We start from the raw sequence: 13,930 nt of genomic DNA on the forward strand, positions 1-13,930 counted from the left end.
ATTATTTACAAATTTTTTAATCAGTATTTAATAATTTGTTTACTGATAACACATTAATTTGAACAGGACCCAATAGACCAGAAGTGAGTAAATTAGAATCTTTGTTGTAATGGTTCCATGATGGAAATGTAGTTCTGCCAGACGTGCGTTCCCTATTATATTTCAACCAATCAGGTATAGCTATTGTCTGGGCTCCCTTGCGTTGTATGTCCAACGGTAGTTTTTCGTCACCAATTAGGTTATTGGGCCAAAGGTTCGTGATTTTTATTTCTAATGTGTTTTTACCTTTTTTTACAAAATCATCAATTTTTATTCTAAAGGGAGCTTTCCATAAAATACCCGCATTACTACCGTTAACCTTCACTTCGGCAATTACCGCAACGCTGCCTAAATCCAATTCTAATTGCTTATCGGGTTTAAGATAATCACTGGTTAACTCAAATTCTTTCGTGTATGTAGCTGTACCAGAAAAGTGTTGAATTCTTTCGTCTTCAATAGCAGACCAAGATATTAATTCGGGGAACTTTGTGTTTTCTGAAATTCCTGAATTTAGCGGAAATAAAACGTTCCACTCACCTGATAGTTTTAACGGTTTTGGCACTGATTTTACCTCTGTACGTTGTGTCTGCCCTGTATTAGTTGTGTATGTAATTTTACCGTTATAAGGCGTAACCCATTGAATGTCCTTATCGGTAAAAATTAATTCTGGATTGGTATTGTCTTTTGACAATTTTAAAATTTGACCTTCAGGAACTAAAATAGTCTGTTCTTCACCATCTGTAGAAAATACAATTTTCAATGTTTTATGACTGCCTGCAATTTTTTCATTGTTTAACAATGCATCTGTTACAGGTATTTCTAAAACTCCTGATCTTACCTTTTTTTTAATGGTTTCCGTAATGTGATGATAGGGATAATACTTGGGTACATTTTTAGTTTCAGGTTTAAATTTACCAAAAACAGCTCTCACTATTGTTAGTTCTTTATCGCCTGCATCTATAGATACATGTTCTTTTTCTAAGACAGTTTTAAATTGTGTTTTTCCATCTATTTGGTATTCCATACGAAATTCTTTTACGTAACCCATTGCCGGGTCACAATCGCAAAATTGTCTAGAGGCATAAAAATCAAGTTGATTGTCTTTCACTTCTTTTTTAACCAGGTCTGTAATATCTAAAAGACCTTCCTGTAAAAACGTACCATAATCAGCTTTTATAATTTTTAAATTTGAAAGTGGTTCTGAACTAGGTCTTTCAAGCTCAATTTTGGTGCTGATAAGATGATTGGAGTTTATAGGTTTTTTAAATACGATAAATACTGCCTCTTCCGTACCTAATGTGATGGGAACACTGGTGGTGCCATCGGTATTTTCGTCAAAAACTACCATATCTTTTATATTTCCGGTTTCTGCATTCCATAACTCTGGTTGTTTTGCCGAAACTCTAAAACGCGCCACAAAATCTCGACGTTCTTTTTTTGCATTGGCAATAAAATAAATATCAGCATCTTTGGTTTGTCTGTGTACAAAAGATATGTCCGCAGCATTGCCCTCTTCAATATAAAAATCGGCAGGGAGGTCATTACTTTTTAAAAATTCAATAACAGGTTGATCGTTCACTAAACCATTTTCCCATAAATATTCGGAAATGGAGATAATTTCCTTGTCACATACCGGAAAATTTTCAAGACTTGGAGATTTACTTGGTTTTGCACCAATTATCTTAGCACCTGCGGTTGCCAGTTCTTTTACTTTTTTTAAGGTTTCGGGTTTCATCCAATTGGTATCGGTTAATGCCAAAACACTGTAAGGACCCGAGTGTGAAGTATATATTTTTCCGTTTTTAACCAAGAGGTCATCAAATTTATTAGACCCTATTAAGTCATAATCATAACCTAAAGTTTTAATCTCAGGTAATAAAAATGCAGTATTAGGTGAAGATTCACCGGTAAAAACCAAAACATCGGCTACATTTTTACCTTGTTGTAATAAATATTGAGAACGGGCAATATAATCCATAAAACCTTTGCCTTGTTCCCACCATGTATTTAACCGATTAAAATCTGTACCGTGGTAACTTAAGGCCAATCCTGGCGCTATATCCCAAGGTTGATGAACGTAGGTGTGGAAAATAAATCGGGTTATACCCTCTGCCCAAGCTCTGTCACCAATAGATTTTAATTGCGCGGGGTGATCGTTCCATCCACCAATACCCGTAAAAGATTCGGCCCCGACAATGGAACTACCGTTTAAATGTGCAATAGAAGATACAAATTTTGGTGAGTCAAAGAATGGATACCCGCCACTCCAAAACTCGCACATGACAATATCACCTGTAGCTCCTACTTGCATATTGTCAAAAGGACCCCAATAAGGTTCTACAGAGATTTTTAGGTTATTGTCGTGGCATAATTTAGCGAAATGAGCATAATAGTTCTCTGCCATTAAATCACCAATAGTTCTTCTAAAATCCCAGAGAAAGCGTTCTGTTATTTCTCCACTTTCTACATAATACCCTGCTAAAGTTGGTAAAAATGGGGTTAAATCATAACCTTTCAATCTTTTGAACTGCTCATTAAAACCTAGAGTCCAATTAGTTGTACCTACCTCATAACTATCTATCAAGCAATTGGTTACTGTTGATCCAATTAAATTACCAAGTTTATTGATTATAGGTTGTACACCTTCATTCCAATAAGCATCAACAGCTTTTTTACTCATTTTATCAACTTCTAGACCATGGCCACCATTAGGTGCAGGATGATTTTTTTTGCCTTTTGGGGTATGTCCAAATCGAATAACGGTCCATTCTCCTTTTGGAACGGTCCATGTTAGAGTTCCGTCATTTGATAATTTTGTAGTTAAGTCTATAATATCTGGTTTGCTAATTAAAGCTTCTGCCATTATATCTTTTACGTCCGGCAATAAATGATTTCGAATACGGCCCGAAAGGTTTTTATAATCTAACCCATTGACTTTCTTGGTTATTTTTGGTTTTGGAAATGCTAAAACCGCAATATCTTTATAGTAGTCTAGTTTAGTTTCAGGCTGTGGTAATTTTTGATTAAATACTTGGTTGCCTATCACATTAACTTCACTAAAAACTACAGTTTGCATTGCATTCTCGGGTGTTACCCAAGGTCCGCCACTTGAAGACCAACCGGCACTGTTATGAAATGCTAATTCTAGGTTTAAACGTTCTGCTTCTTCAGCTGCAAAATGAAACAAGTCTAACCATTCTTTACTTAAATACTCTAAATCACCTGAAGGAAATTCTAATTGCACATTGAATAATTGCGCTTCTTGAATGCCAACTGCTTTCATGGCCTCTAAATCTTTTGTAATGCCGGATTTAGAAACGTTGCCACTGATCCAATGCCACCAAGTTCTTGCCTTGGCTTCATTAGGAGGGGAGTAGAAACCTTGTTCCAATGACATAAATTCTTGGGCAAACAAATTGTTAAGGCAAATTACCGCAAGAATTAAGATCAATTTTTTCATGTTTACATATTTGATATAAATCTACCTGAAGTACTTATCTATATCATCCTGTAATGTCATGCTTAATTGATGTTTTAACTTTTTTAGGATATACCGTTTAATTGACGAAGAATAAATTTGGCACCTCCTAATTATTTCGTGGAATATCATTCTGCAAGAATGGGTTGCTATCTCTTGGAAATTCTTTCTCTAGTAACTTTTTCATTCTTTGTTCTACTGATGTAAAGTCTGAATTTCCGGATAGGTTTTTATACGACAGGAGATTATTTTTATGTTGGTATAATTCTGCTCCCAAAATTTCATGGGTTAGAGAGTTCCTCCATTCCGTATAGCGCCAATCACCATCGGTAGTTGTAACACCCATAATCTTTTTACCTCTTGCATACACACTATATGCTGCTTTGTCCCATTTTTTAGAAGGATTTTCCATTATGGGTAGTATGCTTTTACCATCTGTCTTAGGGGCACCTTTTAAATTGCAAACTTCAACCAATGTGGAATATATATCTACACTTTCAATTAAGGCATTTGATATTTTACCCGTATTCCTATTTTTATGATCAGTTTCTCTACTAATGATCATTGGTATTCTTACATCTATTTCCATATTAGATTGTTTGCACCAAGAAGCGTACTCGCCAATTTTATAACCATGATCACTCATGAAAATAATCATGGTATTTTTTCTAAGATCTAGATTGTTCAACGTTTTCATTATTTTACCGATCTGGGCATCTACATAACTTACGGAAGCATGATATCCGTGAATTAAGTTCCGTGTTAAATCATCGTCTAAATTTCCTTTACCGGGAATATTTGAATAAGCTTTTAATTCTCCCCAAGGACTTAATGCCAGTCTGTACGCATCTTCTGGTTTTTTTCTGGAAGGAATTTCAAAATTATTTTTATCGTATAGGTCCCAATATTTTTTAGGGGCATTAAATGGTAAATGTGGTTTGCTCAAACCTACGAACATTATAAATTTATCATCTTTTAGCTTGTGTAGTTTTTCTATGGCATATTTAGCGGCACGGCCGTCTTTATAGGCGTCGTCAGCTACATCTGCGTTTTCAAAAGCAGGTCCCTTTAAAGGTTTGCCTTCTTCTTTTAAATGCCTTAATATTTCAATATTTTCTGGTTTATAATAACTGTTTTGTTCTTTTTCAAAATAAGTTGACCATTCATTTTTGTCGTCACTGGCATGGTGGTATACTTTACCGATACTTACAGTTTTATAACCGTTCTTATTAAACAATTGAGGAATTGAAACAATTTCTTTATGAACTTTTCTCAATGGAGTAAATATGCTATATATGCCTAATGTCTCTGGTCGCAGACCCGTTAACATGCTCATTCTTGAGGGCGCGCAAATAGCTTGCTGTACATAAGCTTTATTGAATAATATACCATCATTTGCCAGTTTGTCAATGTGCGGGGTAATGGCGGTTTTACTACCGTAACAACCTAGTTCGGCTCTTAGGTCGTCTATATAGAATATTAGAACATTTGGCTGTTTTTCCTGTGCATTACTACCTACGAAATAAAAAGTAGTAATGAATAGTATTATAAATTTTTTCATTTAGTTCTTGGTACATTTTATCATTAATCTAGTTGTATTGGTTTAGGTGATTGAACCTCACCGGTACCTTCATCAAATTCCCAATATGGAATTGCTTTTCTTTTCTCATTAAAAGAATAATTATACTTATTTAAATAATATTCTCTAGGCCGTATTTTATCACCAATTTTAGTTAGCTTTTCCTTTAAGGTATTATCTAATTCTGTCTGTATAGTTTTAAATTCAGGTTTGTCAAGTAAATTATTTTGTTGGTAAGGGTCTGCTACATTATCATAGAACATATTTGGCCCATCAATACTTACGGCATAAGTGTAACGTTTTGTTCTTATAGCTCTGAATGGCGTATCATTATAATTTCCTGCAAAAGGAGCAACATTCATAACCAAAGCGGCCCGGTCTGTATCTGGGTTAGGGTTTAGTATTAACTGTGATAAATCTTCACCTTCTATTTCATTATGTATTTTTATATTAGATAGGCCTAACAATGAAGGTAATATATCAGGAGTATTAATAGGTGCATTTACCACAGCACCTTTGTTTTCTTTTATACCAGGATATTTTATTAAAAATGGTACTCGTAAAGACTCGTCCCAAGCCATTTGTTTTGCAAAAGGTCTTACCCCATGGGCTCCCATCATTTCACCGTGGTCTGCGGAAAAAACTATAATCGTATTATCAGAAAGGCCTAAATCTTCTATCTGCTGTAGTAATTGGCCAATGGCTTCATCGGTGGCGGTAGCATGGGCATAATAACCTTGTAATTCTTTTCGAATTCTATTTTCTATAGATGATTTAGTAACATTTGGGTTAAGTTTTAATGATTCTGGTTGATATAGGTCTTTATATTTCTGAGGCGCTGAATCATGAGGAAAATGTGGTGTTGCAATAGATACCATAGCTAAGAATGGTTTTTCATCTTTTGCATGCTCTTTTAAGTAAGTGTTGGCATCTTCTACTATGGCAAAGGGTGAATATTGCTCCCAATGTTTTAATTGGGGATTGTCATTATCATAATAAGGCATTTTATTATAATTATGTGAACATTCAAGAGCTTTCCAATAATCGAATCCTTGACGTCTTTCTTTGGGAATGAACGTTGAGCGCCCATGACCGTCTAAATGCCACTTACCCCAATAAGCAGTATTATAGCCTTCTGCTTTAAATATTTCTGCCATTGTGAGTTCTTCAGATGGCAAATAAACATCATTGACAATCATACCTGTTGAAGTAGGAAACTTACCTGTCAAAAGTGCTGCACGATGAGGAGTACAAACAGGGGTTACGGATACGGCATTTGTAAAGTTTACAGATTGTTTTGAAAAATTATCTAGGTTGGGCGTTTTTATATTTGGATCACCGGCATAGCCCAACGCTGACCCGCGCCACTGATCGGTTAAAATATATACAATGTTTGGTTTTTTATGCTGTTCAACAGCTTTTGTCTTTACTTCATTATTACAACTTACAAAAGCGGCATAAAAGAAGGTTAGAATAAGGGCTTGATTTATTGTTTTCATATTTTTATTGATTTGATATCCAAAATGTAGAGCTTACTGGTTTTAACATTAGTGTAGCTTTTGTAAACTCTTGATTGTTGAATTTTGAATGAGTAAGGTTTTTTATTTTTTGAATGTCTCCATTATGCGGGTTTGCATTGAATAGGTAATGTTTACCTTGTAGCGTTACCTCAGTAGTAATGGTTTCGTCGCTAGAATTAGAAAAGAAATAGATATTCTTTCCATCTTTTATTTTATGGATATAATTGAATTTGCCTTTGTTGCTAGACAGTTTTGGAGTTGGGTTGAATGCAACATCTGTTACCACATTTTCTGTGATAGCTCCAGATAGGGTATGTTCATTTGGTTCTGAGATATAAATAGCTTTTCCACCATTAGAATTACCATTAATTTTAATTTCAGAAACTTGGGTGTTTTCAGGGTTTATATTGAAAATTTCAATTATTAATTTCTTAATTTTTTCATCTTGGCCCAATTCTGAAGATTTAAATGGTAGTTGCCCGGTAGAAATTACCAAACCACCTTGGTCAAAATAGCTCTTTACTTTTTGTAATGTTTTTAATGAAATAATTTTACAGCCGGTAATTATAAGTGCGTCGTATTTTTGTTTGTTAGTTGCATTGTTCAATAGTACTGATCCTTGCTCTATTTTATATTTGTTATCTAAGAAATATTCTGGATGAATAAATGTAAAGTCTTGTCGAATATCATTTGTCAATAGGCCACTAATTTTTTGGTAGTTGGTTTCTGGCGATACGTAGAAACCTTGTCGAGGATTGTCTGGCGCCTCAAAATGATACCAACCAGCCAATTCTTCGAACGGATACAACACTGCAATATTGGCTACTCTTTTACCTCCTTGCAATAACATACACGACCTACCAACAAAGTTTGAATAACGGGGTAGGATGGGTGCTAATTTTTCACTATCAGAAGAGACCAAGGGTGAAATGTATACCTGATCTGGATTATACCACATACCATGGGGAACAACCAAATTTACACCGCGAGAAAAAAGATCCATTGCAGAACGGTAAAGCATTAACGAATCGAAAGCTTGTTCCTTATAGGCACCGTAAATTTCAGTAGATACGATAGGTTTGTCGTAATAATCTGCCGCTGAACTTATAAGTTTATGACCGTTTTGACCAAATTGATATTCGATTATGGCATCAGTTAGCGGAATTTCTGTATGACGGAAAAATTTGAAAATATCTCCGTTCATGTCTATTGGGGTAGGATCATAATTACCTGGCGGATGCCCTGTGTCTTTAAGTCCATTTTCTTTGGTCCATTTCCCAACAAGTTTTGGAAAACCTTCCGCAAGAAGTTCTGCTCGGGTATTGAAAAATGCATGACGAATTGCTTCGGTTTCGGGTCCAATATCATACCACAATGCCGGGTACCAGGGTTTTGGGTCAAAACCGTTAAGATCCATGAATTTTTTATTGAATAGACCGGTCCAGGTTCTTGGATGTTTAAAAAAACCTACATCATCAAAAAAGGTCATTTTGATTGTATTACCAAAGTAAGATTCAAAATTTTCTTTGTAAACATCATATGTTAAACGTATCATTTCCCTTACCGCAGTAGTATCCAAATAGTCTACCACAGGAAATGCCTTATGGTAACTATCCTTGACCATGACAAAAAACATTATTTTCCAGGTTCCTTTTGGTACTTGCCATTGTAGTGTTTCATTTTCTATATAACTGCTGAGTTCTATAAGTTGTCTAGTTTCTTGGTTCATCGCCACAGCCGATACTAATTTACCAGCAGGTATGTTTTGTTTAAACCTTGAAGGTCCTTCGATGCGTTTTTCCACCTTATCTAAACGTTTCATGGTGTGTTGAGGAAAAAGTTCGCCTATTTTTCCACCGGCCATTCCGCTTGGAAAATCATTATCATCATATAAAATTACCTGCATGTCTAAATCTTCAGCTGTATTTAAGACATCTTGATACCGTTCTAGGTATTTTTTCGAAAGAAAATTTGGTGTTGTACCAGGTCTACCATTTTTTTTAGGTGCTAATGGTAATACGCTAATGCCACTAAAACCTGCTTTCTCTTTTGCATCTTTCATTTGTTGTTTTATGTCCGTGGTAGTTAATTCACCGTTTATGTGCCAAAAGGGCATTGGCTTGAATTCATTTGGAGGATTCTTAAAATTTTGTACTAAATCCTCAGGCAGTTTTTCCTTCTCTTTTTTACATGAAATACCGGTGAACAGTAATGCAATTAAAAGTAGATTTGAAATTTTATATTTTATACATTTTAAATACATATTAATCTTTTGTTATTTGGCTGCCCCACCAATCATTGTTAGGTTTAAAATTGGGTTCTAATATTTTTAACCTTTCAATTTCCAAATGCCTAAGTTTTTCTGTAGCGATTTTGTTGAGGTAATTCTGTTCTAGATTTTGATCATAGCTGGAGTCTTTAACTGGATATTTAGCACCAACATTATCTAAATAATTGAATAACTCATTCAACATAGATTTGGTTAACGCCTTATTTTCTAAAGAAATATCGTTTTTTTCAGCTTGATCTTGTTCCAGATTATAAAGTTCGTTTCTTTTGTCTTCGTAATAATGAATCATTTTCCATTTGCCTTTTCTTATAATAGATGAGGGTTCACCGCCTTGGTTACCATAATGTGGATAATGCCAGATCAAAGATCTCTCTTCTAAACTATCTCCTTGTATAACAGATTTCAAACTCAAACCATCTATATGTTGTTCTGGCATTAGTTTGGCGTCTACTAAATCTAAAATAGTAGGGTAGAGGTCGGCGCCGGTTACAGGTATATTTGTTTCTTTAATCGTATTTTTTATCCAGGGAGCTTTTATAAAATACGGTTCTTTGATACCTCCTTCAAATTGGTATCCTTTTCCTCCACGTAATGGTAAGTTTGAAGTTGAATAATTATCTCCCGATGCAACACCACCATTGTCTGATGTAAAAACTACCAAAGTATTTTTATCTAGCCCCATTTCTTCTAATGAGCTTAAAATATGACCAACGGCATCGTCCATATTTTCAACTAATCCACCATAAATAGGGTTGTCCTGTACTTGACGTATCGGTAAAAAGTGCCCCATGGCGTAGCCGCTATTTCTAATACCGTTTTCTTTAGCTTTTTCTCTGTATTTCTGCCATTTGTTTTGTGTTGTTTGTATTGGGCCGTGTACCGCATAAAAAGATAAGAAAGCAAAAAAAGGTTTCTCTTTATTTTTCTTAATAAACTTTGCGGTTTCCTCTGCCAATCTCATGCTCAGGTTTTCACCTTCTATATTATCTTTTAGTTTTGGGTTGTTGAACGGTGAAAAATATCCGCCTGGGGGGCTGCCCGCTCCAAAACCGGCAATATTGATATCAAAACCATGGTCTTCTGGCCAAGAACCTTCTTCTCCCAAATGCCATTTTCCTGCAAAAAATGTACTATAGCCACTTTGTTTTAGTGCTTCTGCCAAGGTGATATTTTCTATAGGCAAATTCTTAATGTATTTGGGTGGCAATAATTTACTGAACCTGCCTTTTTTTCTCCACTCTTTTCCCGTTGGAGCTCCTATCCAATCGGTTATACCATGTCTAGCAGTAAACTTGCCTGTCATGATACTTGCTCTTGATGGACTACAGACCCTAGAATTTGCGTACCCTTCATTAAACACGGTACTTTCTTTGGCGAGTTGATCAATATTCGGAGTCTCATAGAAACTACTGTTTCTAAAACTCATATCATTATAGCCAAAATCATCTATTAGTATAAAAAGTACATTTTTCTTTTGAGGTGGTTTACTACAGACCGTTACAAAAAGTAATGGAGCAAGAATGGCTAGTTTAGTGCATGACCTCATAATTTTTTTAAGGATTATAGTGTAATACTGCGCTAGTGTTGCCATTGGTTTCTAACTTTTTACCTCCAAATAGGAGTTTTTTGCCATCACCTATATAGAGTGTATTTTCTGTTTTATCGTCTTCTATTGTTGTGCGTACAATGGCAAAACGGCCCTGAAAACTTATGCCTGATTTTTTGCTCTGGTACTGGGCTTTCTCGGTATCTTGACAAATGATATAATCGGTAATTAAAGACTTTCCTACTTTTGAAATTATTATGGCACCAACGGTTTGTCCATTTTGCTTTAATGTCTCAACTTTTTGAATACTTGATTTCTTGTTCGTTGAAGGTTCAAAAATTGAAATGAAAGGATTTTCCCAAGCTTCACCTTTTTGTCTTATGATCAATACTTGGGTCTGTTTATCTACGTAACCGTTTTTAGCCTCTCGCGTACCCGGTGCCAATGCGGTTGTATATGCACGTTCAGATTCTTTTGGAATTATCATGTGCATATATCTTTTATTATAGTTTACATCAAACCTAACTTTTACAGTTTCCTTTATACTTTTGGTAGACTTGGTATCTTCAAAATACCGCCAACCTGGAGACTTGACAATATCTCCAATATCATTTTTATAACGGTCCGTTTGCTGTACTGATAAAGCTTTTCCCTTTTCATTGGTCAGTACTGTTTTATCACCAATATTATGATAGACATAATCATGAAATTTATTTTCAATATTCGATTTAGAGCGGAACATGTCAAAATAATATCCGGTACTGTCACTGGTCCTAATAATTCCTAATGTGCGTTCTTGTTGGGCATCGTTTACGGTATCGTTCAGATATTGGGTAGCAAAACTAAATTCTTTTGAAATTGGGTCTTCTAAATGTTTTGGTTCTGCCGCAATATTTACGGTGGTGTTTTGCCAAACGTTTGCTTTTCTTTTCCACGAACCCTCATCCAAACCATGCGAGGTACCGTTTACTATTACGGTATTATTACCTGCGTAAAGTCTAAAATAATGTTCGTGTAATGGTATTTGACGCTCCGAGACCGTAGGCGGTAGTCCGGCATTTGGTCCCATAATATACCCTGCTCCATACAACTCCATGGTAATACCGGTAAGGTGAGAGTGTACATAATGCGCCCCACCAATAATGCCACATAGGCCATACAATTCGTTATCTGTTTTTACATAATTACGTTGTAGCGCTATACCTGCATGATCAACGATAACTGTTGGTTTGTTTAAATCTACCGTTTTGTCTATCGCTTCTGGTAATGGAAGGCCCCAAAACAATTGTAACGCATTGTAATTGTTGAAAATGTTGCCTTGACCCAGATCGGGTCGGTAACCACCTTGAGACCGGTAAGATTGTTGTAGGGCAACTTCTGCTTTTTCCTTTAATGAGGTGAACCCTCGGCGATCTGCAATTCTTAGGGTATAACGATACAAAGGAGCGGTAAAATCATTGTATCGCTTAGAATCTCCATATCGCACAAAAGTTCTATCTGGGTTTCTTAAATAATCAAAAAGAAAATTTCCTTCAAAAATATGGCGATTGTTCTCTGTTACGTTCATTTCTGGTTTTACCCTGTCTACAATATTCAATACCATTGTGATTATGGGCATGAAACTATAGCTTAAAGATTCTGGCCATATTCCTTGACTAGAGAACATGGGTAGTATGGTCCTGGTGAAGGAGTTTTGATGAGCCGTACCAGTTTCCCAAAATATATGGAACAAACGTTCACGTTCTGTATCGTCTTCTACGCAAAGAATAGCAAATAATGCACCTGGTGCTGTAAGTATAGGGTGATTTGATATTCGTTTACCATAAACATCGGGTTCACCATATTCTTGCAGCACATTGCCTACTATATTCTTGATGGCCATTTGTGCTTTATTATTGTTAAAAGCGACCTGGGTGCCTTGTAAATTATCGTAGACCGTAGTCCCCGGTTTTTTTAGATACTCATAAATAAAATCATAGGCGATGGCAATTTGGTCATATGTTGTTCTGGGGTCGAAGAATGCATATCCGCAAATACTTGTGGTCTCTGGTGTTAACGGAGAAATATGTTCAAAGTACGCATTAAGGATGTCAGCAGAAAGTTGAGCGTAATTTTCATTCGCTGTCAGATAATATAACATGCCCGAATTTGCGGCCAATCTTAGTATTTTGTTATGGGCAGCGGCAATTGGTCCCGCTTTTTTCTCATTATTTTGGTGGTCGCTTGATGCAAATTTGGGTATACTACTTAATAGTAATTCAGGATTTTTGCTATGTGATAATACAGTACTATCAACTTGACTATGTAATTGCTCAACCAAGCTCTTTGCCCATTCATATTTATCAATATTTTTTAATATTTTTTCCTTTTCACTTTTAGTCGTCATAATAACCGGGTGGTTTAATGACTGTGCTTGGGCAAAACACATTGATAACACCAAACTAATACTGAAAATATACTTGACTAAATGTTTAAAAATAATAGCTATCATTAATTTGAGAAAAATGTTTGTCTTAGTTATTTTTTCAAGTGAAAAGGACGTCTGGTAGCTTTTGATTCTGTTGGAAAATCATCAGGAATTTCTTGGGTCACTTTTCCTGTTGCTGCCCATTCGGTTCCGCGTAAAACTGAAACAATAAAGCCTACATTCTCAAATGAGTCTAAATCATGGCCAAGTGTATTATGAAATACTCTGCCCTTACCATAATTTATTACCATTAGCATGGGTTCATTTCGGTCAGTTGGCGCTTTATCACTTTGGTCTTTGCCAGTAGCCAGTATGGTCATATTTTTTGCAGGACCACGTAGTTTAGCATAGCATTCATCAATACCGGTCATCCAAATGTTGGGCATTCCATTAGTAATTGGGTGTTCTTTGTCTCTTATCGTTATGGGAAACCTATGTCTGGCTCCATGAAACCCTGCAGGACCTTTTGTTGTGTCTATAACCATTTTATTGGCATTATTGTAAAATACATAAGGCCCATCTTTTTCTGATCGGTCACCCCAGCCGCCTAGTCCGATCATTTCATTATAGGCATCCCATTGTGGAAAAGAATTATCTGCAGCATGAATGCTTACAAACCCCCCACCTTTTTTTACATAGCGTTCAAATAATTTTTGGGTCTTTTTTGGCCAAGGTGCGGCCTTCCATCCAAAATTAGATATGACTACATCATAATTATGAAACTTGGGTCTAAAATTTGGGTCGGTTATAGGTTGTTCTACTTGTTGCTGTTTTTGATTGGTCGCAAGCTTTAAATATTGTTGTTCTCGTTCAGCTTTCCATATATATTGAGTACGTGATATATCTACATTGAACAAGCCAGTTTCTTCTAAATACTGTTTCATCATTATGGTCGATTTGGGCCAAATTTGATGGTTGTTTTGACCATCGACGATGAGTACTTTAATTTTTTCCTGTGCCGTACAAACTGTACTCATTGCCAATAGCATACCAATAATAATATTTTTCATA

Annotated in this window: 7 protein-coding genes; all 7 read right to left on the minus strand. The window is 35.7% G+C overall.

From position 1 onward, the window contains the following. Positions 1-16: 16 nt before the first annotated feature. The gene (locus PXC01_RS08485; protein WP_276471852.1) at positions 17-3,499 is read right to left on the minus strand and encodes a glycosyl hydrolase; all 3,483 of its coding nucleotides are present in this window, start codon (positions 3,497-3,499) and stop codon (positions 17-19) included. Between the two features lie 127 nt (positions 3,500-3,626). Beyond that, positions 3,627-5,078: a sulfatase gene (locus tag PXC01_RS08490; protein ID WP_276471853.1), complete on the minus strand. Its 1,452-nt coding sequence runs from the start codon at positions 5,076-5,078 to the stop codon at positions 3,627-3,629. Between the two features lie 23 nt (positions 5,079-5,101). Continuing rightward, positions 5,102-6,595: a sulfatase family protein gene (locus PXC01_RS08495; RefSeq protein WP_276471854.1), complete on the minus strand. Its 1,494-nt coding sequence runs from the start codon at positions 6,593-6,595 to the stop codon at positions 5,102-5,104. A 4-nt stretch (positions 6,596-6,599) separates the two neighbouring features. Further along, positions 6,600-8,879, minus strand: a complete 2,280-nt coding sequence (locus tag PXC01_RS08500) for a glycosyl hydrolase (RefSeq protein ID WP_276471855.1) — start codon at positions 8,877-8,879, stop codon at positions 6,600-6,602. A 1-nt stretch (position 8,880) separates the two neighbouring features. Further along, on the minus strand, positions 8,881-10,497 hold the full coding sequence (locus tag PXC01_RS08505; RefSeq protein WP_276471856.1) for a sulfatase: 1,617 nt from the start codon (positions 10,495-10,497) through the stop codon (positions 8,881-8,883). Then, positions 10,460-12,838 (minus strand): endo-acting ulvan lysase-like protein, encoded by a 2,379-nt coding sequence (locus tag PXC01_RS08510; protein ID WP_276471857.1) that lies wholly within the window; start codon positions 12,836-12,838, stop codon positions 10,460-10,462. The genes PXC01_RS08505 and PXC01_RS08510 overlap by 38 nt, the downstream gene beginning before the upstream one ends. A 131-nt stretch (positions 12,839-12,969) precedes the next feature. Next, entirely contained in the window at positions 12,970-13,929 is a 960-nt protein-coding gene (locus PXC01_RS08515; protein WP_276471858.1) for a ThuA domain-containing protein, read from the minus strand. Position 13,930 lies beyond the last annotated feature (1 nt).

The sequence above is a fragment of the Maribacter huludaoensis genome, assembly GCF_029350945.1.
Lineage (GTDB): Bacteria > Bacteroidota > Bacteroidia > Flavobacteriales > Flavobacteriaceae > Maribacter > Maribacter huludaoensis.